Origin of the sequence: Micromonospora sp. NPDC005205 (assembly GCF_040608275.1) — a bacterium.
GTDB lineage: Bacteria > Actinomycetota > Actinomycetes > Mycobacteriales > Micromonosporaceae > Micromonospora.
Genome location: NZ_JBEXHV010000001.1, coordinates 221677 through 240723, shown reverse-complemented (window position 1 = coordinate 240723; position 19047 = coordinate 221677). Strand labels below are relative to the sequence as shown.

Below are 19047 nucleotides of genomic sequence, written 5' to 3'. Positions count from 1 at the left end.
ATCGAGGAAGGCGGACATCGGGCGACCCCGATCCGGCCAGGTCAATCCACAGTGGAAGCCACGGCCCTGCTCAGGCGCGCCGGTGGGCTATCCGACCAGCGACGACGGTCACCAGGCAGGTGCCGTCGAGGCCGTGCACCGCGAGGTCGGCCCGCCCGCCCGGACGCAGCGTCGGCGCCACGGCGGTGGCCAGCACCAGCAGGTCGCCGCGCTCGGCAGCGGCGCGCAGGGCGGGGTCGGTCAGGTGTTCCGCCAGCACCGCCGTCACCCCGGTACGCAGCAGCGCGTGCACCCGCTCACGCGGGGTCGGGGCGGGCGGCAGCGGACCGTCGTGCAGCAGACCCGGCCCCAGCGAGCCGGGCCAGCGGCGAAGCCGGGCGTTGGCGTACGCCGAAGTCAGCTCGGCCAGTGGGCCGACGGCCTCGATCCGGTCGCCGCTGACCAGCACGGCGTGGTCGGGCACCGGCTCGCCGTCCGGGTCACGGCGCAGCAGGGCCGCCGTGTGCACTGTGAGCATGATCAGTCGACGAGCGGGCCGAGTTGCGGGCGCTTCGCCGTCACAGTGTCGCCGGACGACCGACCGGTCAACCGCCGCTTCACCCAGGGAGCGAGGTACTGACCGGCCCACCGCAGGTCGGAGGCGCGGGCGGCCAACCATGGTGACGGCGCCGGGTGCGGCGGAACCATCAGCCACTCCTCGTCGCAACCAACCCCGAGGGCGTTCAGCACCTGCCCGGCGACCCGGCGATGCCCGGCCGGGGAGAGGTGCAGCCGGTCGGTGCTCCACAGCATGGGGTTGAGGAACGTGTCGTCGGCGTACAGGTCGACCATGATGGCGCCGTGCCGCTCGGCGGTCTCACCGACCGCCTGGTTGAGCAGCTGCACCCGGGGGGCGACGAGGCGTTGACCGGGCAGTCGGGCCATCACGTCCGCGAACCGGAAGAGGAGCACGTCCGCGCCACCCGAGCGCAGTTGCCGGACCACCTCGTCGAAGCGGGCGACCAGCGTGTCCGGATCGAAGGTGCGCCGCAGCACGTCGTTGCCACCGGCCGCGAAACTGATCAGATCGGGCTTCATCGCCACGGCGGAGGGCACCTGCTCGGCGACCACGCCGGGGAAGAGCCGGCCCCGGATGGCCAGGTTCGCGTACCGGAAGTCGGGCCCCGCGTCGGCGGCGAGCCGGGTCGCCACCAGGTCCGCCCAACCCCGGAAGGTGCCATCGGGGTACGCGTCATCCATACCCTCGGTGAAGCTGTCCCCGACCGCGACATAACTGCGCCAGCGCACCCGCGCCTCCCCTACGCCACCCGTTGCCTGCGGCGACCAGTCTGTCACCGCGGCAACGCCCGGCACCGCCCCGAATCCACTACGTGTCGGAGGTCATTGCGCCGACGACGACGGGAGGGACCGGCCACCCCCGTGAGTGGCCGGTCCCTCCTACCCGGTGACGCTGCACCGGGAGCTCAGCCCAGCAGGCCACCCCACGGCTGGCCGGCGGGCACCGACGCGGTGGCCAGCACCCGGCCACTGGCCGCGTACCGGACCAGCCGGTACGCCGGCGCGCCGTCGGCCGGCGTCGCCGCGTTGACCTGCACCACCAGACCGCCGTCGGCCAGGACGACACCGTCGATGGCCTGGCCGTGCCCGGTCGGCTTCTTCCACGCCGGGTCCAACGGCGCCAGCTCGGTGAGAGCCCCGCTGGCGGCGTCGAGCCGGTAGTTGCGGAACCGCTCGCTGCAGGCACATCCGCCGGGGCTGGTCGTGTGGGCGCTGATCACCAGCGTCCGGCTGTCACCGGAGATCGCCGCCACTCCGCCGATGACGAGGCCGGCGGGGAGGCGCGGGCTGACCGCCCGTCGGACGCCTCGCTCGTCAGAGATCGCCACGGTCTGCGCGCCGACCTGGGCGATCCACCCACCGGACACCGTCGGGCACTTCGGGTGGTGGGTGGCGAGCACCTTCTGCCCGGTCCCGTCGGCGTTGACCGCGATGAGCGTCAGCTCCTTCTCCCGCCCCAGGCCGTACAGCACCCGCCCGGAGTCGAGCCAGCTCGGCGCGCAGGTCTGCTGACCCTGGGTCGGAATGACGTGCCGCTTCGTGCCGTCGAACGCGCTGATCACCAGGCGGCGGGCGGACCCTTCCAGCCAGGCCACCCGTCGGCCGTCCGGCGAGACGGCAAGTGGGCCGGCGTCCATGCTGTTCCCGAGACGACCCGAACGCACCACCTGCCACGTCCCAGCAGCGGTACGCCGCCAGATCCGGGCCGGGTCGTTCTGCTTCTGGCCGTACTCCTCGGCGGTGTACCAGGTCATCTGCGGCCACTGCGTCGAGCCGACCGCCGGACGGGCCGGCGCGACGGCCGGGGCCGCATCCGGCACGGAGCCGCCCGTGCCGGCGGCCGGGGTGTCACCGGTCGCGGGAACGGGGGTGGCGGTAGTGGTGCCGGTGACGCTTTCGGCCGGAGCGGGCGTGGTCTTCGGGTCGGCGGTGCCGCAGGCCGCGGCACCGAACGCCAGGAGCAGCAGTGCGGCCGTACCGGCGAGCGTGCCGGAACGGCGGGCCGAGGCGGGACGGGTGGTGTGGGTGAACGGGCCGAGGTTCATCGTCTTTGTCCTTTGTGGAGGCTTACCGTGCCTGACACCACCCAAGACGAGCGCCTGGCCGTGGCGAGTTGCCGCCTCGGCGCGCTACTACCGGACAGTCGGATCCGCTCGCACCGGCAACCTTTTCCGCAGTTCACCGACCGTGATCAACACTCGCCCGTCGACGGTGCGCAGACACAGAAAGGGCGGGCCACCCGAGGGTGACCCGCCCTTTCTCGCGCTGATCGTTCAGTCGACGACGGCCAGGATCTGCTCGTTCTTCAGACTCGCCGGCTCGGCGATCTCGGAGATCTTCTTCCCGTCCTCGTCCACCAGCAGCACCGCGTACCCGTTACTGGTCTTGACCCGCACGACCATCGAACCGTCCGCCTGGAAGTAGACCTGTTCCAGCGTGCGCCCACCCAACGGCAACGAGACCTGCTTGCCCGTACGGGTGTCCAGCACCACGTTGGCCCGCAGATCGCGCTTCACCATGACCGCAGCATCACCCGGCCTCATTCGCAGCAAGGCGATCCGGGAACCGTCCGGCGAAAGGCTGGCAAGATCGTCGGCGCTCCAACCGTCACGGGAAAAGCCGGGGATGACGCGTAGCTTCGTGCCGTCCGGGCTGTAGAGCGTGACCCCGGCGTAGGTGCTCATGGCGATGGTCTTACCGTCCGCCGACCAAAGGGCGTGGCAGTCCTCAGGTTCGGTGGTCCACCAGCGCACCGTTTTTTTCGCCGAGCGCACGTCCAGCAATCCGAACCGGCCAAATCCACCAGTTGGTTTGTCCTCGCGGAACAGCAACTGCCGTCCGTCGGGAGACCAGGCCGGAGTGACGCAGTACGGATCCACCTCCGAGCGCATCTTCTGCTTGTTCGACCCGTCGACATCGGCGATGTAGAGATCGCCGCCGTCGTCGGCACCCTCGCCCGCCCAGGCCACCCGGCGGCCATCCCGCGACACGTTGACGTTGAGGACCGCTGCGCTCTCCGGCAGCGCCATGAGTCGTACCGGGTTGTCACCCGGACGCCACGACCGCAGATTCCCATTCTCGCCGCTGGGCCTAGTAACGGGGCCGTAGAAGAGCTTGCCGAACTGCACGGACGGGGTGTTCGTGCTGGACCCGCCGCTGGGCGGGGCGCCAGGCGCGTCGCCGGCTCCGCCCGTGCCGGCGGCCGAGGTGTCGCCGGTTGCGGGAACGGGAGTGGCGGTGGCGGTACCGGTCGGAGCGGGCGTGGTCTTCGGGTCGGCGGTGCCGCAGGCCGCAGCGCCGAACGTCAGCAGCAGCAGTGCGGCCGTGCCGGCGAGCGCGCCGGAACGGCGGGCCGAGGCGGGGCGGGTGGTGCGGGTGAACGGACCGAGGTTCATCGTCGTTGTCCTTTGTGGAGGCTTACCGTGCCTGACACCACCCAAGACGAGCGCCTGGCCGTGGCGAGTTGCCGCCGCGGCGCGCTACTACCGGACAGTCGGATCCGCTCGCGCCGGCAACCTTTTCCGCAGATCACCGACCGTGATCAACACCGACTCCGCAGCGGTGCGCAGACGCAGAAAGGGCGGGCCGCCCGAGGGTGACCCGCCCATCTCGCGCTGATCGTTAGTCGACGACCGTCAGAATCTGCTCGTTCTTCAGACTCGCCGGCTCGGCGATTTCGGAGATCTTCTTCCCGTCCTCGTCCACCAGCAGCACCGCGTACCCGTTACTGGTCTTGACCCGCACGACCATCGAACCGTCCGCCTGGAAGTAGACCTGCTGCGGCTTCCGGCCACCCAGGGGCAGTCGTATCTCCTTGCCCGTCTGTGTGGCCCGCACCACGGCGACGCCGGAAGTTAGAACCCCGGCCTCCTGATTTCTACTGCCAGAGTCGCGGCGGTTCAGTGCGATGCGATCACCATGTGGGGAGAGGCTCATAACGTCACCGCTCGCCAAGAAGTCACTTGGATCCAGCACTGGCATGTCATGCTTTCGATTGCCACTGCTATCGAGCAGCACCACACCGTCATGGGTGTTCATCGCGATGGTGGCACCGTCGGACGACCAGCGGGGATTGCACCCAGCAAGCTCGCTGGACCACCAGCGCACCGTCCTATTCGCCGAGCCTGTGTCCAGCACCCCGTAACGGCCAGGCCCCTCCGCCTCGGTCCACTCGCCGAACAGCAAGTACCGCCCATCGGGCGACCAGACCGGGTGGACGCATAACTGGTCGACCTCTGTGCGCATCCGCTGCCTGTCGGAGCCGTCGACGTCGGCCGTGTAGAGGTTGATACTACCCTCGCCGTCACCCTGCACCCACGCAACCCGGTGCCCGTCCGGCGAGATACTCACCCGCCTGACGGCCGCAAAGGGTTCAGGCAGAGCCCCTAGTCGTACCGGACTGTTGCCCGGACGCCAGGACCACAGGTTCGCGGTTTCGGCCTTGGCGATTTTGGCGGGGCCGTAGAAGAGCTTGCCGAACTGCACGGACGGGGTGTTCGTGCCCGACCCGCCGCTGGGCGGGGCGCCAGGCGTGTCGCCGGCGCTGTTGGACGGCGTCGGGGTGGGCGTCGGAGTCGGCGACGGCGACGCGGTGACCGACGGGGTGTCAGCCGGCAGCGGAGGCGGGGACTGGTCCGATCGGACGGCGAAGGCGGTGCCGGCCGCCACGCCGATCAGCACCAGCGCGGCGGCCGACGTGGCAACCGCCCGTTGGATACCAAGCCGACGGGACGTACGCAGGGTCCGGTCCCGCAGGTCGACGGAGGTGACCTCGTCGGCCAGGGCGGTCAGGTCGAGCCGAAGGCGCTGGTCGTTCATTGGGTACTCCCTTCCAGGACGTACAGCTCGGCGAGTTCGGGCGCGACGGCGCGCAGCCTGGCCAGTGATTTGGCCGTCTGGCTCTTCACGGTGCCGATCGTGACGCCGAGCAGGTCCGCCGCCTCAGCCTCGGTGCGGTCCTCGAAGAACCGCAGCACCAGCACGGCACGTTGCTTCGGGGAGAGCTTCGCCAGTGCCGCCCGCAGGGTGAGCCGCAGACTGGTCTGGTGGGCGTGGTCCGGGGCCGAGTCGCCTCCGCGTGGCTCGGGCATATCGCCCGGCATCGACTCGGGTACCCGGCGCCGTCGCCACCAGGACACCTGTAGGTGGTACATGGTCTTGCGGGTGTACGCCTCGGCGTTGCCGCTGTGGTGCAGGCGGTTCCAGGAGCGGTGGGTCCGGGCCAGGGCCGACTGGACGAGGTCCTCGGCCAGGTGCTGGTCGCCGGTGAGCAGGTAGGCCGAGCGCAGTAACGCCGGGGTGCGGGCACGGACGAACGAGTCGAACTCACTCAGCAGAGGGTCCACACGGGCCAATCCTTCAGGTCGAGGTACGAGGGCTTGGTGTCCTTGCAGACGCCAGCAACGGCGTCGATGGTTGCCGGTGTCGGGTCCGGTTCGGATCGAAATGGATCGCTCATCCTGCCTTACCGGCCGTAGGCTGCGCGGATGCTGCTACGCATGTCGACCCTGTTGCTGCGGACCCTGCGCGAGGATCCGGCCGACGCGGAGGTGCCGAGTCATCGGCTGCTGCTGCGCGCCGGCTACATCCGTCGTGCCGCACCGGGCGGCTACACCTGGCTGCCGCTGGGCAAGCTGGTGCTGGATCGGATCACCGACGTCGTACGCGCCGAGCTGATCGCGATCGGCGACCAGGAGGTGCACTTTCCGGCGCTGCTGCCCGCCGAGCCGTACCGCACCAGCGGCCGGTGGACGGAGTACGGCGACGACATCTTCACCCTCGCCGACCGGCGCGGTGCCGAGCACCTGTTGGCACCCACCCACGAGGAGATGGCGGCGCTGCTGGTCAAGGACCTGTTCAACTCGTACCGGGACTTCCCGGTGACGCTGTTCCAGGTGCAGACGAAGTTCCGCGACGAGGCGCGGCCGCGGGCCGGGTTGCTGCGCGGCCGGGAGTTCCTGATGAAGGACGCGTACTCCTTCGACCTGGACGAGGCGGGGCTGCGGGAGGCGTACGGGCGGCATCGTGCCGCGTACCAGCGGATCTTCGATCGGTTGGGGCTGGACTACACGGTGGTGCGGGCGATGTCCGGCGCGATGGGCGGCTCAGCGTCGGAGGAGTTCCTGGCGGCGACGTCGGTCGGCGAGGACACGTTCGTCGGCTGCACCTCCTGCGACTTCGCGGCGAACACCGAGGCGGTGGCCACCCGGGTGCCGAGCGCCGGTGACCCGAGCGCGCAGCCGGCCGTCGAGGTGCACGACACTCCGGAGACTCCGACCATCGCGAGTCTGGTGGAGTTGGCCAACGCGCGCCGGTTGGGCGGTCGGGACGGCTGGACCGCCGCCGACACCCTGAAGAACGTCGTGTTGTCCGTTCGTGAGCCGGGTGCCGACCGGGCCGAGCTCCTGGTCGTCGGGCTGCCCGGTGACCGGGAGGTCGACCTGAAGCGGGTCGCCGCCGCACTGCACCCGGCACAGGTGGCCGTCTTCGAGGAGTGGGCCGAGCATCCGGAGCTTGTGCGCGGCTACCTCGGACCGCAACTGCTCGACAAGCTGGGCATCCGCTACCTGGTCGACCCTCGGGTGGTGACCGGTTCTGCCTGGCTGACCGGGGCGAACGAGCCGGGCCGACACGCGACCGACGTGGTGTGCGGACGGGACTTCACCCCCGACGGCACCATCGAGGGGGCCGACGTCCGCGCCGGCGACCCCTGCCCCGCGTGCGAGGCGGGCGAGCTGACCATCCGGCGGGGCATCGAGATCGGGCACATCTTCCAGCTCGGTCGCCGCTTCACCGACGCCTTCGCCGTCGACGTGCTCGGGCCGGCCGGCAAGCCGGTCCGGCCGACAATGGGCTGCTACGGCATCGGGGTCTCCCGGGCGGTGGCGGCCGTCGCCGAGCAGCACCACGACGACCGGGGGCTGGTCTGGCCGGCGGCGATCGCACCGTGTGACGTACACCTGGTGGTTGCGGGCAAGGGCCCGCAGCTCGACGCGGCGCTGGAGCTCGGCGGGCGTCTCGCCGCCGCCGGCCTGCGGGTGCTCGTCGACGACCGCACGCACGTCTCGGCCGGGGTCAAGTTCACCGACGCCGAGCTGATCGGCATCCCCCGGGCCGTCGTGGTCGGCCGCCGGCTCGCCGAGGGGTACGTCGAGCTGCGCGAGCGGGCCGGCGGCGAGCGCATCGAGCTGCCGCTGGCCGGTCTGGTGGATCGACTCGTCGACGAGGTACGGCAGGAACGTGCGAACCTGGTGTAGCGACGGTGTCACGGGGTAGTGCAGTCGGATCGGCTGGATACGTCTTCGGAGGCTCTCATGACCGGTTACCGGGTCAGTGACGTGATGACCAAGCAGGTCGTGTACCTGCCGGCCGAGACCACCCTGGACGAGGCGGCCAGGGTGATGAAGGAGGCCGACATCGGTGATGTGGTGGTCACCGACGGCGCCAGCCTCGCCGGCATGCTCACCGACCGGGACATCGTGGTGCGGGCCGTGGCGGAGAACAGCTCCCCCGCGGCCACCACCATCGGCTCGATCGTCACCCGCGAGGTCGTCATGATCGAGCAGCACTGCACTGCGGGTGAGGCGGCGGCGCTCATGCGGGATCGGGGCATCCGACGGGTGCTGGTCTGTGACAGTGACCGCAAGCTGGTGGGGATCGTCTCGCTCGGCGACCTGGCCATGCAGCTCGACCCCACCAGCGCGCTCAGCGAGATCAGCGAGCAGTCACCGACGGTGTGAGCGGGGCCCGGGCATGACGGCGGTAGCCTCGACGCATGGCTGACATGCCGGCCCGACTGGCCGAGATCGTCGACGAGTTCGCCGCCGCGCCGCGCGACCTGGTGCTGGAGATGCTCCTGGAGTACGCGGACGTCGTCCCGGCGCTGCCGGAGGGCGCCGCGGAACGCGAGGGCATGGAGCAGGTGCCCGAGTGTCAGACGGCGTTCTTCCTGCGGGCCAAGGTGACCGCGGAGGGCACGGTGGAGACGCTCTTCGACTGCCCTCCGGAAGCGCCCACCACCCGGGCGTTCGCCGGGATCCTCGCCGAGGGGTTGGCGGGGGCGAGCGCTGAGCAGGTGCTGGCCGTGCCGGACGACCTCTATCAGCGGATGGGGCTGGCCCAGGCGATCAGCCCACTACGAGTCCGTGGCGGCACCGCGATCCTGGGCCGCCTGAAGCGGCAGATCCGGGAACAACTCGGCTGACCGCGGGGTTGCCACCGAGCATGGAGATCGAGATCTACGCGGACGTCATCTGCCCGTGGTGCTACATCGGCAAGCGCCGCCTGGATGAGGCCCTCGCCAGCTACGACGGCGAGGTGACGGTCCGTTACCGGCCGTTCCAGCTCGACCCGTCGCCGGTGCCGCAGCCCCTGCCGCTGGTGCAGGCGCTGGCCGGGAAGTTCGGCGGCCCGGAGCGCGCCCGGCAGATGGTCGACCACGTGACCCAGGTCGCGGCGGCCGACGGGCTGCGGCTCGACTACGACCGCGCGGTGATCGCCAACACCTTCGACGCGCACCGCCTCGTCTCGTGGGCGACCGACCAGGGCCGGGCGCCCGAGATGGTGGAGGCGCTCTACCAGGCGCACTTCAACAACGCTGTCGACGTTGGCTCGCGGGAGGCGCTGGCCGCCCTGGCCGGCGAGATCGGCCTCGACGCGGCCGACGCGCGCCGGTTCCTCGACTCCGACGAGCGCGTCGCCGACGTCGCCGCCGCACTGGCCACCGCCCGGGATCTGGGCATCACCAGCGTGCCGACCTTCGTGCTGGCCGGGAAGTACGCGGTCTCCGGCGCGCAGGAGGTGCAGACGTTGCTCGCCGCGTTCGCCGAGGTCGAGCAGCGGGAGTCCGCAGCGCACTCACACTGAGTCACCGGGGGTCGGGCGTCTGGCATCGATGATCACGATGTTTCACGTGCAACAACATCGATGCCGATGCCTGGTCAGGCTGGCCTGGCCAGCCCTTCGACCACCTGGGCTCCCGGCAGCGCGCCCAACGCCGGCCCCGGCAGCGCTATCTTGCTGTGCCGTACGCCGGACCCGACGATCACGTGCGGTGTGGCGATGACCCGCGAGTCCACCAGGATCGGCCACTGCGCCGGCAGCCCGATCGGGGTGATGCCGCCGTACTCCATGCCGGTCAACTCGACAGCGTCGTCCATCGGGGCGAAGCTCGCCTTGCGGACGTCCAGCGCCCGGCGGGCCACCCCGTTCACGTCGACCCGCGTGGTGGCCAGGACGATGCACGCCGCGTAGCGCACCACTCCCTCGCGCTTGCCCGCCACCACGACACAGTTGGCCGACACGTCCAACCCCACCTCGTACGCCGCGCAGAACGCCGCGGTGTCGGCGAGGTCGGCGTCGATCGGCGCGACCAGCACGTCGTTGACGTCCACCGGCGCGTCGGCCGGCCACTGCGCGATGGCCTCCGCGACCGGCGGGGCGAGCAGATCCAGGCGGGCGCGGGCCGGTTCGGTCTTCAGCGTTCCCATCACGGGTGCGATCCTCGCATCCGCGACGCTGAACCGCCCAGCGGCTCCCCGACCCCCCGGCGACGCCACCGGCCGGGGTCGGATCGATCCGGCGCTCAACTGCCGGCGAGGAACGCGTTGTCGCGCATGAAGGAGCGGTCGCGGCCAGCGGCCAACTCCTCCTCGCGCTGGGCCTTGGCCCGTTGCAGCTCCAGATCCTCGAACGCGTGCCGGACACCCAGCCGGATCACGCCGTAGAGGAAGACGAAGCCGAAGACGTAGAGGATCACAGTGGTGACGACAGCGAACATGGCGTCACGGTAAGACGAACGTGAACCGTTGTTGCTCTCATTTCCGGCCGGTTCCCCCGTACGTGTCGGCCAGATGGTCGGCCCGGGTACGCACGCCCCGGGGCAGTGCCTCGGTGGCCAGACCACCGGCCCGCAGCTCGCGACCGAGCCGGCCGGGAATCCGTCGTCGCGCAACCGGCCCAGCACCGCACGGCCCAGATTGCCGGACGCCCCGGTGACCAGAACCTTCATCTCGCCCTCCCCACTCGGTCGACTGGTGTTGACGAGACATCGCGGCAACCCGTGACGGCGGGCGGCCAATCATCCCGATCGAATCAGGTCCAACACGGTGAGCAGCGCGAAGAACGCGATCACGATCTCGTTGACGATCCAGGCGTGCCCCTCGGCCCACTCGCGCATCCGGGTCAGCACCCGCGAGGCCCTGCCCCCCAACAGCAGCAACGCCAGCAGAGGCAGCGCGAGCAGGAGCACGGTGACCAACACGAACGGCACCAGGTGCCACCACGGCAGGTCGTGTCGGGCCACGCTCGCCCCGACGGTGGCCATGGTCAGGTCGTCGGTGGGCGTCGCCACGAAGAGCAGCGCACCCAGCCGCAGCGCCTGCGGCGGACCGGCCTGCTCGATGCTCCCCAGCCAGCGCGGCGGTCCGGAGCGGTTCCGGCGTACCCAGATCAGCACGGCCAGGATCACGAGCAGGACCAGCACCACCAGGTCGATGGCGGGGCCGCGGTCGACCTTCCCGGCGACGGCGCTGGCGTCGGCGGCCGCGCCGCCGACCAGTTTGGTCAACAACCAGGCAAGGGTCACCCCGGCGGCGACCACCAGCCCCGCGCCGGCGAGGAAGCCCAGCGACGCCGCCCGGGGCCGATCCGACGAGGCCAGGAAGACCGCCACCACCAACTGCGTCCCGGCGACCATGACCACGGCGAGCGGCAGCACGGTCAGGAAGTTCATCGCCCGCCATCCTCCCGGCACGAGCAGGTGGGACGCGGCGGAATCCGCCGATCACCCGGCCTGTCGCGCACCCCCGCCCACCACGACCCGGCCGGCCAGCAGCGCCCCGAGCAGCGCCAGGCCCGCCGTCACCACGAGCGTCGTCGCGTAGCTCGCCGGGCCCGGCGCACTTCCTGCCGCCAACACGGCCCCGGTCAGCGCGAGCACTGTCGCCGCGAAGAGGGAGTCGCTCAGTTGCAATGACGAGCTGTTGCGGCCCTGTTCACCTGGCGCGGACAACTCCAGGGTGAGCACCGACAACGGCGGATAGAGCAACCCCATGCCCAGACCGGCGATCGCCCAACCGGCCACGGCGACGGCCACCGGCAGCTCGGGCCGGACGGCCAGCGCCACGGTGGCCGTGCCGACGGTGATGCAGGTCAACCCGGCGCGCGGCAGGCTCGCCCGCGACGCCGGCACCGGGATCCGGCCCTGCAACCAGGAGCCCGCCGACCAGGCCAGCGCGCCGACAGTGAGGACCAGCCCGGCCGCAGTCGGCGAGAAACCTCGTTCCCGGGAGAGCATCAACGGGATGACCACCTCGCTGCCGACGAAGGCCGCCGACGCCAGGCCACGCAGTCCCACGACGGTGGGCAACCCTCGTGCGGCCCGAAGGAACCCGGCCGGCAGCAGGCGCGGGGCACAGACCAGCAGGCCGACCACGGCGGACGCGACCAGCACCAGGGCCGTGGCGCCGCGCTGCTGTCCCCCGATGTGCAGCAGTGCGGCACTCACTGCGGCCCCGCACGCCCAACCGATCCGTGCCGCCGCACCCGTCGGCGGGCTCGTGGCCGCACTCCGGCCCAGCGACCGCAGGCCGGGATGAATCAGCAGCCCCGCCGGCACCGCCACCGCCGGCACCGCCAGGAAGACCCACCGCCAGCCCAGGTGCTGCACGATCAGGCCGGCAACCGCCGGCCCGACCAGCGACGGCACGACCCACGCCGCCGCGAACGCCGCGAAGATCCGCCGGTGCAGGTCCGGCGGGTACGCCTGGCCGACGATCACGTAGAGCGCCACCGAGAGCAGCCCGGAGCCGAAACCCTGCACGACCCGCCCGACGACCAGCGCGCTCATCACGGGCGCGGTCCCGGCGATCAGCAACCCGACCACGAACCACGCGACGCCGTGCCACATCGGCCCCCGAGGACCCCGCGCGTCGCACCAGATGCCGGAGACCACCATGGCCAGCACACCGCTGGCGAACGGGCCACCGAAGGCGATCCCGTAGAGCGCCAGCCCGTCCAGGCTGCGCGCGACGGTCGGCATCGCCGTGCCGACCGCCAACGCCTCGAACGCGAGGAGTGAGATCAGCGCGACGCTGCCCACCGTCATCGCGCGCAGCCGGGGGGCGAAGAGTCCTGGTGCGGCGGGTGCATCGGTGACGGCGGTGCTCGGCATCGACCGAGCATGCGACCTGAACCCGGATTCATGTCAACAGTCCGGTGACCCGGCTCTCGTCAGGCGTCCTGCAACACCTCCCCGACACCGCGCGCCAGCCCGGAAAAATGCTGGTCCGCCAGCAGGTGGCCAGCGGTGATCACCACAGCGATCGGCCACTCGATGACCTGTAGCGCGGCGAGCGCCCCGAGCCCGGCGTAGTAGATGACCTTGTCCGGTGGCGGCACCGCCATCTCACCCAGCATCGGCAGGTGCACCCGCCGGTTGTACATGTTGACGTTCTCCCGTGCACCGTTGAGATGTCGCGTCAGCGTGCTCATGCCGGCCTCCCCATGTCCGGTGATGATGGTCGGGTTCCACGGCCCATCCCGTCCATGCGCCAGCGACGGCGGAAAATTCCGCCACCCAGGGGGCATAACGGATGGCAGGTCGGGAAGCCAGGCCGCCGGACGTGAGTGCGGTGGGAGGACGACATGGCCAAGCTCAGGACGAGCGGCAACAGGGAGCCGGGCCGGCGCCCGTCCAGCCGTACGCCTCGATGACGGCGGCGGGTCGCGCTGCCGGCCGCATCCTGCCGTCCTTCGGCGTGCCGCACCTGGTCGGCGAGGCGTCCCGGTCGGTCAGCTCGGCCGCGGTCCGGCTGGCCCGGACGGTCGGGTTGACGCGGCGTCGGGTCTGGTCCCGGCCGGGCCGGCACCACATCGAGGTGCACGGTGTCTGCCAGGAGGGCGGCGACCAGCTCGCCCGCCAGGTGGAGGGCGCGCTGGAGCGGATGCCCGGGGTGGCCTGGGCCCGGGTGAACGCTCCCTCCGGGCGGGTGGTGGTGGCCGTGCGGGCCCCCGAACCGAATCTCGATGACCTCATCGCCACCATCGACCGCGTCGAACGGACCTGCGACCACGAGCCCGACCCGGAGATCCCGCCCCCGCACCCGCCCGAGGAGGGCCCACACAACCCGCGCACCCTCGGCGCGCTCGCCTCGGACGCGCTGGGTCTGACCCTCTGGGCGGCCACCCGGATCCTGCCGTTCGCGCCGTTGCCCGGTGAGGTGGCCGGTCTGCTCGCCGCGGTGGATCTTCAGCCGAAGCTGCACGCGTTCCTTGGCAGGACGTTGCGCTCCGACCCGCGCGCGGAGATTCTCTTTCCCCTGGCCGAGGCTGTCGTACAGGGCCTGGCCGGCCGCTGGACCGGCATCGTCGTCGACAGCGCCCAACGGCTCGTGGAGTGGAGCGAGGACCGGGCCCAGTTCTCCGCCTGGGAGAGCGCCGAACCGCGGTTGACCGGCGCCCCCGAGCGTGCCGTCGCCCGGTGGCCGATAGCCGACCGTCCCCGACCCAAGCCACACGGCCCGGTCGAGCGGTACATCAACCGGGCGCTCGCCGCCGGTACGGCGGCCGGCGCGGCGGCGGTGCCCTTCGCCGGGCGTAAGCGGGCCGCCGCGCTGGGCCTGTCCGCGCTGCCGAAGGCGCCCGGAAGCGGACGCGAGGGGTACGGCGCCCAGCTCGGCCGGATGCTGGCCAGGCGCGGGGTGATCGCGATGGACCGCAGTGTGCTGCGGGAGTTGGACCGCATCGACACGCTCGTGCTGGACGCCGCGGTGCTCGGCTCGGACCGGGGCGTTCTGGCCGATCTGGCGCCAGCGGCCGACGCGGACGTCGACCAGGTGGCCGAGCGGGCCTTCGCGTTGTTCGACCCGGACGACCCGGCCGCTTCCCGTACGGCGGACGGCTGGCGGCTCGGGCCGCTGGACCAGATGCCGGACCACGACCCCGGCACCGTCCCGGACGGCGACCGGCTGCGCTCGGCCGGCGGCCAACTGCTCGGCCTCGCCCACGGCGACCGGCTCGCCGCACTGTTGCGGGTCGAGCCGGAACCCGCGCCGGGCGTCGACGGCCTGCCCTCCGCCGCCCGACATGCCGGCCTGCGGCTGGTCGTCGCCGGCGGCGACGAGCAGCGGTACGGCTTCGCCGACGCGAAACTCCCCGGCGGGGACCAGTTGGCCGAGTCGGTACGCGCGTTGCAGCGCGACGGCGCGGTGGTGATGCTCGTTTCCGCGGACCGGAAGGCGCTCGGCGCGTCCGACTGCGGTCTCGGGTTCGCCGCGCCGGAGGAGCTGCCGCCGTGGGGCGCGCACCTGCTGGTCGGTGCCGACCTGCGGGTGGTGGCCCTGGTGATCGAGGCGACCGGGGTGGCTCGGCGTACGGCCCAGCAGAACATCCGGCTGGCCATGGCCGGCACCGGTCTCGGGGCGCTGGGCGCGTTCACGGCCCCGCCGACCGAGCTGCCCGGCCGGTCGCTCGTCGCGGTCAACGGCGCGGCCGGGCTGGCCTTCGCCAACGGGGTCTGGCAGGCCCGCCGGTTGCACGACCAGTCGGACACCCCGGCACCGGTCACGACCGCCTGGCACCTGATGCCCGTCGGCACCGTGCTCGACCACGTGCGCTCCACGCCCGACGGTCTGACCAGCGCGGAGGCGCAGCGCCGGCACCAGGGCGCTGGCGGGAACGGCAATGCCGCACCGGGGAGCGGGGGGCTGCTGCGTGCCTTCGTGGACGAGTTGTCCAACCCGCTCACCCCGGTGCTGGCCGCCGGGGCGGTGCTCTCCGCGTCATTCGGTTCGCTTGTCGATGCCGCGCTGGTGGGCAGCGTCGTCGGTGGGTCCGCCCTGATCGGGGCGGTGCACGAGCGCAACACCGAGCGGTCGCTGGCGGAACTGCTGTCGCGGTCGGCGGTGACCGCCCGGGTCCGCCGGGACGGTGCCGAGCAGGTCCTCGCCGCCGAAGACCTCGTCCTCGGGGACGTCATCACCCTTGAGCCGGGCGACTCGGTGCCAGCCGACTGCCGCGTGCTCGAGTCGGTGGGTCTGGAGGCGGACGAGTCGTCGCTGACCGGCGAGTCGTTGCCGGTCGCCAAGTCCAACCGACCGGTGGTGGCCGCCGCCATCGCCGACCGACACTCGATGCTCTACGAGGGCACCACCGTCGCCGCCGGGCACGGCACTGCCGTGGTGGTGGCGACCGGGTCGGACACCGAATCCGGCCGCAGCCTCGCCCTGGTCAAGCAGGACCCGCCGGCCAGTGGAGTGGAAGCTCGGCTCGGCGCGTTGACCAGCGCCGCCATCCCGTTGGCGGCCGGTTCCGCGGTGGCGGTGGCCGGCGCGGGCCTGCTTCGAGGCGTACCCCTGGCCGAAACGGCGGCGACCGCCGCGAACCTCGCCGTGGCGTCGGTGCCGGAGGGGCTGCCGTTCCTGGTCAGCGCGGCGCAGCTGGCCGCGGCCCGGCGGCTGGCCGAGCACGGCGCGCTGGTCCGCAACCCGCGCACCATCGAGGCGCTGGGCCGGGTGGACGTGCTCTGCTTCGACAAGACCGGCACCCTCACCGAGGGCCAGTTGCTGCTGGCCGGGGTCGGCGACAGCGTCGGCGACCGGTACGCCCCGCCGGACCGGTTGGACGACCGGCTCCGGATGACGCTGGCCGCGGCACTGCGGGCCACCCCGGCCGCGAAGAACCCGGAGGAGCTGGCGTTGCAGACCGACCGGGCGGTCCGCCAGGGCGCCGGGGAGGCCGGGGTGGTGGAGCAGACCGGTGCCGTCGGGTGGCGGGCCGCCGGGGGGCTGCCGTTCGAGCCGTCCCGCGGCTACCACGCGAGCATCGGACAGACCGATGGTCACCTGCTGTTGAGCGTCAAGGGTGCTCCGGAGACGGTGCTGCCGCGCTGTTCGTCCCGACGCATGGACGGTCGTCAGGAGCCACTGGACGACGCCGGCCGCGCGGAGCTGGAGCGGATGCTCGCCGACCGGGCCGGTGCGGGAAACCGGATCCTCGCCGTCGCGGAGTGCCCGGTGAACGACCCGAAGGTGACCGACTCCGACGTCCGCGGGCTGACCTTCGTGGGCTTCCTGGCCCTGGCGGACGGCGTCCGGGAGAGCGCAGCCCCGGCGGTACGCCGGATCCGGCAGGCCGGCGTGCACACCATCATGATCACTGGTGATCACCCGGCCACCGCCGAGGCGATCGCCGCCACCATCAGTGAACACGACGAGCAGCGGGTGGTCACCGCCGCTGAACTCGACCAGCTGGACGACGACGCGCTCGCCGAACGGTTGGCCAACACCGACGTGGTGGCCCGCTGCACCCCTGCGCACAAGGTGCGGATCATCCAGGCGTTGCAGAAGTGCGGACGGACCGTGGCGATGACCGGCGACGGCGCCAACGACGCCCCGGCGATCCGGCTGGCCGACGTCGGCATCGCCCTCGGCCAACGGGGCACCCCGGCAGCCCGCGCCGCAGCCGACCTGGTGGTCACCGACGACCGGCTGGAAACCATCATCGCCACCCTCATCGAAGGGCGGGCCATGTGGTCGTCGGTGCGGCACGCGCTCAGCATCCTGGTCGGCGGCAACCTCGGCGAGATCGCGTTCAGTGTGCTCACCGCTGCCGCGACCGGCCGTTCCGCGCTCACCGGACGCCAACTCCTGCTGGTCAACCTGCTCACCGACCTGGCGCCGGCGCTGGCCATCGCGGTCCGCCCACCCGCGTCCGACCGGACCGACGCGCTACTCAAGGAGGGCCCGGACACGGCGCTCGGCGAAAGCCTGACCAGGGAGATCGGGCTGCGGGCGGCAGCCACCACGCTGGGCGCCACTGCGGGCTGGACGTTGGCCCGCTACACCGGACGCCGGCAGCGGGCCGGCACCGTCGCCCTGGTCTCCCTGGTCGGCACCCAACTCGGGCAGACCATCCTGGCCGGCGGCACCAGCCCGACCGTGCTGGCCTCCACTGTGGCGTCACTGGGAGTCCTGGTCGTGGTGGTGCAGACCCCGGGGGTGAGCCAGTTCTTCGGCTGCACCCCGCTCGGGCCGGTGGGCTGGACCATCGGGGCCGGGTCGGCGCTCGGCGCGACCTTCGCCAACGGCGCGCTCACCAAGCTGGTGGAACGCCTCCCGGAAACCCGTCCCAGGGCCGCCGGTGGCTCCGAAGGCTGACTGGCGGCGCTCGCAGCAGAGTGCACGATGCCGATCGGCTCAGGGGCCCGTCCGCGACCGCACTGCAGTGCAGTGCAGTGCAGTGCACTGCACTGCACTGCACGAGAGCCTGCCACCGCCGTACAACGCGGTGAAAATCTGCCACGGACGCGCGATGTGAGCCTTGCTCGGCGTTGCTAGCGTCGCGGCTACGTCTCGGGGCGAACAGGTAGGACGACGCGATGGCCAGCGGCGGAAGCACAGCTAGCTTGGCGAATCGGCGTGCTCGCGCGCCGATGGTCGTGATCGGCAGCGTCGTGGCGTTGGCCGCCCTCATCGCGCTGGGGTACATGCTGGGTAACGGCCCGCGGGTCGGGCACGGAGGGGACGTCATCCGCGTGGCGCTGGCTCCGGGAGCTTTTCTGGTGCTGTCCTGGCTCGTCCGCCTGGTGCAGTGGTGGGGTGCCGCTCGTGCTCCCGCGAGGCGCGCCATGGTGATCGCGCATCTGGCGCAGTCGCCGCAGCCGGGAAGCGCGGGGCGGGTCACCGCTGCGGCGCACGCCGTAAGCGCCGCCGGCGGGATCGACACCAGCCCCAAGGGATACTCCGTGTGGCTGACGGTGAGCGGCCGGGGCGGGGGCGGTGTCCTGCACCAACGTGTCGTCTGGGAACCGTGGTTGCGGGAGCTGACCAGGTCGCGTCAGGCTACGGTCCGGCACGGGCCCGGCGTCAGCGTGGTCGACGTGGCCGGGTACGGGCGGCTCTGGCCGGCGAGTTTCACGCTGCGCCGTCGTCCCTACGGGGTCGGACTCATTCCGTTCCGCAAGGCCCGGGGGCTGCCGAAGAGGGCCAGCCTCTCGTACGGCCGTCTGGCCTATCTCTTTCTCGTGTTCCTCGTGCCCGGCCTGGCCAACGCCCTCGCCCACGGTATGTGGGCGCTGCTCGGGTGGTGGGCGGCGTACCTCGTCGCCCTGATGGCCGCCACCGGAGCCTGGTTCGGCATCATCCCGCCCGGCGTGCGTTGGGAAGCAGCCCCTCGGGGCCACGCCCCGACGACCTCCTGACCACGGACGCGATCGAGCGAACAGGCGGCGACCTCGGCCAGACCCTCGTCTCCCCACCGGCTCCGATCCCGGTCCCGACGCTGCTGGCGTCCGCGGCCGGGTTGACGTCCTCCACAACCACACCCCACCGGAAGCTGCTGCGGACTCAGTGCGAACTGAGGGCTTCGGTCCAGACCTCGACGCCGGCCCATCCGGCCGTCGGCAGCAGGACTGAACAGGGAAGCGGCGGTGGAGCCCAGGGGACTCGAACCCCTAACCCCTGCCTTGCAAAGGTCAAGACTGCTGTCGGT

17 protein-coding genes are annotated in these 19047 nt (G+C 71.8%); 6 read left to right on the top strand and 11 right to left on the bottom strand.

What is annotated here, in order from left to right; genetic code table 11:
• Positions 1-70 precede the first annotated feature (70 nt).
• The 6 genes from ABZU43_RS01140 to ABZU43_RS01115 form a co-directional block, all read right to left on the bottom strand.
• A complete protein-coding gene (locus ABZU43_RS01140) occupies positions 71-517 on the bottom strand; it encodes a hypothetical protein (protein ID WP_355004580.1) in 447 nt (148 codons plus the stop codon).
• A 2-nt stretch (positions 518-519) separates the two neighbouring features.
• Complete coding sequence (locus ABZU43_RS01135; protein ID WP_355004579.1) at positions 520-1287, bottom strand: SGNH/GDSL hydrolase family protein; 768 nt, start codon at positions 1285-1287, stop codon at positions 520-522.
• Positions 1288-1463: 176 nt separating this feature from the next.
• Positions 1464-2603, bottom strand: a complete 1140-nt coding sequence (locus ABZU43_RS01130; protein WP_355004578.1) for a hypothetical protein — start codon at positions 2601-2603, stop codon at positions 1464-1466.
• A gap of 228 nt (positions 2604-2831) precedes the next feature.
• A complete protein-coding gene (locus tag ABZU43_RS01125; protein WP_355004577.1) occupies positions 2832-3953 on the bottom strand; it encodes a hypothetical protein in 1122 nt (373 codons plus the stop codon).
• A gap of 226 nt (positions 3954-4179) precedes the next feature.
• Positions 4180-5376 (bottom strand): hypothetical protein, encoded by a 1197-nt coding sequence (locus ABZU43_RS01120; protein WP_355004576.1) that lies wholly within the window; start codon positions 5374-5376, stop codon positions 4180-4182.
• Positions 5373-5903: a SigE family RNA polymerase sigma factor gene (locus ABZU43_RS01115; RefSeq protein ID WP_355004575.1), complete on the bottom strand. Its 531-nt coding sequence runs from the start codon at positions 5901-5903 to the stop codon at positions 5373-5375. Before ABZU43_RS01115 ends, ABZU43_RS01120 begins: the two co-directional genes overlap by 4 nt.
• A gap of 141 nt (positions 5904-6044) precedes the next feature.
• Between ABZU43_RS01115 and ABZU43_RS01110 the strand changes: the two genes are divergently transcribed.
• The 4 genes from ABZU43_RS01110 to ABZU43_RS01095 are packed head-to-tail and all read left to right on the top strand — an operon-like array spanning position 6045 to position 9423.
• Positions 6045-7814 (top strand): proline--tRNA ligase, encoded by a 1770-nt coding sequence (locus ABZU43_RS01110; RefSeq protein WP_355004574.1) that lies wholly within the window; start codon positions 6045-6047, stop codon positions 7812-7814.
• 57 nt (positions 7815-7871) lie between these two features.
• On the top strand, positions 7872-8297 hold the full coding sequence (locus ABZU43_RS01105; protein ID WP_030487636.1) for a CBS domain-containing protein: 426 nt from the start codon (positions 7872-7874) through the stop codon (positions 8295-8297).
• 35 nt (positions 8298-8332) lie between these two features.
• On the top strand, positions 8333-8761 hold the full coding sequence (locus ABZU43_RS01100; protein WP_355004573.1) for a SufE family protein: 429 nt from the start codon (positions 8333-8335) through the stop codon (positions 8759-8761).
• Positions 8762-8781: 20 nt separating this feature from the next.
• Positions 8782-9423, top strand: coding sequence for a DsbA family oxidoreductase (locus ABZU43_RS01095; protein WP_355004572.1), 642 nt, complete (start codon positions 8782-8784; stop codon positions 9421-9423).
• A 74-nt stretch (positions 9424-9497) separates the two neighbouring features.
• Here ABZU43_RS01095 and ABZU43_RS01090 read toward each other — a convergent pair whose 3' ends face one another.
• The 5 genes from ABZU43_RS01090 to ABZU43_RS01070 all read right to left on the bottom strand — a co-directional run bounded on the left by ABZU43_RS01090 (position 9498) and on the right by ABZU43_RS01070 (position 13050).
• Positions 9498-10046: a YbaK/EbsC family protein gene (locus ABZU43_RS01090; RefSeq protein WP_355004571.1), complete on the bottom strand. Its 549-nt coding sequence runs from the start codon at positions 10044-10046 to the stop codon at positions 9498-9500.
• Between the two features lie 95 nt (positions 10047-10141).
• The gene (locus ABZU43_RS01085; RefSeq protein ID WP_355004570.1) at positions 10142-10336 is read right to left on the bottom strand and encodes a hypothetical protein; all 195 of its coding nucleotides are present in this window, start codon (positions 10334-10336) and stop codon (positions 10142-10144) included.
• 300 nt (positions 10337-10636) lie between these two features.
• Entirely contained in the window at positions 10637-11290 is a 654-nt protein-coding gene (locus tag ABZU43_RS01080) for a GAP family protein (protein WP_355004569.1), read from the bottom strand.
• A 51-nt stretch (positions 11291-11341) separates the two neighbouring features.
• Entirely contained in the window at positions 11342-12730 is a 1389-nt protein-coding gene (locus ABZU43_RS01075) for an MFS transporter (protein ID WP_355004568.1), read from the bottom strand.
• A gap of 59 nt (positions 12731-12789) precedes the next feature.
• Positions 12790-13050 carry a hypothetical protein gene (locus ABZU43_RS01070; protein ID WP_355004567.1) on the bottom strand — a complete coding sequence of 87 codons (261 nt, stop codon included), beginning with the start codon at positions 13048-13050 and terminating at the stop codon, positions 12790-12792.
• A 218-nt stretch (positions 13051-13268) separates the two neighbouring features.
• On the opposite strand from ABZU43_RS01070, the gene ABZU43_RS01065 reads away from it, so the two are divergent.
• Together ABZU43_RS01065 and ABZU43_RS01060 are read left to right on the top strand one after the other, a co-directional pair.
• The gene (locus tag ABZU43_RS01065; RefSeq protein WP_355005163.1) at positions 13269-17714 is read left to right on the top strand and encodes a cation-translocating P-type ATPase; all 4446 of its coding nucleotides are present in this window, start codon (positions 13269-13271) and stop codon (positions 17712-17714) included.
• Positions 17715-17962: 248 nt separating this feature from the next.
• A complete protein-coding gene (locus ABZU43_RS01060; protein ID WP_355004566.1) occupies positions 17963-18757 on the top strand; it encodes a hypothetical protein in 795 nt (264 codons plus the stop codon).
• The last annotated feature ends 290 nt before the right edge of the window (positions 18758-19047 follow it).

What these genes read in the sequence shown, in the direction of transcription:
- ABZU43_RS01140 (WP_355004580.1), bottom strand. Translation starts at nt 517, where the DNA reads ATGCTCACAGTGCACACGGCGGCCCTGCTGCGCCGTGACCCGGACGGC.
- ABZU43_RS01130 (WP_355004578.1), bottom strand. Translation starts at nt 2,603, where the DNA reads ATGAACCTCGGCCCGTTCACCCACACCACCCGTCCCGCCTCGGCCCGC.
- ABZU43_RS01125 (WP_355004577.1), bottom strand. Translation starts at nt 3,953, where the DNA reads ATGAACCTCGGTCCGTTCACCCGCACCACCCGCCCCGCCTCGGCCCGC.
- ABZU43_RS01120 (WP_355004576.1), bottom strand. Translation starts at nt 5,376, where the DNA reads ATGAACGACCAGCGCCTTCGGCTCGACCTGACCGCCCTGGCCGACGAG.
- ABZU43_RS01110 (WP_355004574.1), top strand. Translation starts at nt 6,045, where the DNA reads ATGCTGCTACGCATGTCGACCCTGTTGCTGCGGACCCTGCGCGAGGAT.
- ABZU43_RS01105 (WP_030487636.1), top strand. Translation starts at nt 7,872, where the DNA reads ATGACCGGTTACCGGGTCAGTGACGTGATGACCAAGCAGGTCGTGTAC.
- ABZU43_RS01100 (WP_355004573.1), top strand. Translation starts at nt 8,333, where the DNA reads ATGGCTGACATGCCGGCCCGACTGGCCGAGATCGTCGACGAGTTCGCC.
- ABZU43_RS01095 (WP_355004572.1), top strand. Translation starts at nt 8,782, where the DNA reads ATGGAGATCGAGATCTACGCGGACGTCATCTGCCCGTGGTGCTACATC.
- ABZU43_RS01090 (WP_355004571.1), bottom strand. Translation starts at nt 10,046, where the DNA reads ATGGGAACGCTGAAGACCGAACCGGCCCGCGCCCGCCTGGATCTGCTC.
- ABZU43_RS01085 (WP_355004570.1), bottom strand. Translation starts at nt 10,336, where the DNA reads ATGTTCGCTGTCGTCACCACTGTGATCCTCTACGTCTTCGGCTTCGTC.
- ABZU43_RS01080 (WP_355004569.1), bottom strand. Translation starts at nt 11,290, where the DNA reads ATGAACTTCCTGACCGTGCTGCCGCTCGCCGTGGTCATGGTCGCCGGG.
- ABZU43_RS01075 (WP_355004568.1), bottom strand. Translation starts at nt 12,730, where the DNA reads ATGCCGAGCACCGCCGTCACCGATGCACCCGCCGCACCAGGACTCTTC.
- ABZU43_RS01070 (WP_355004567.1), bottom strand. Translation starts at nt 13,050, where the DNA reads ATGAGCACGCTGACGCGACATCTCAACGGTGCACGGGAGAACGTCAAC.
- ABZU43_RS01065 (WP_355005163.1), top strand. Translation starts at nt 13,269, where the DNA reads ATGACGGCGGCGGGTCGCGCTGCCGGCCGCATCCTGCCGTCCTTCGGC.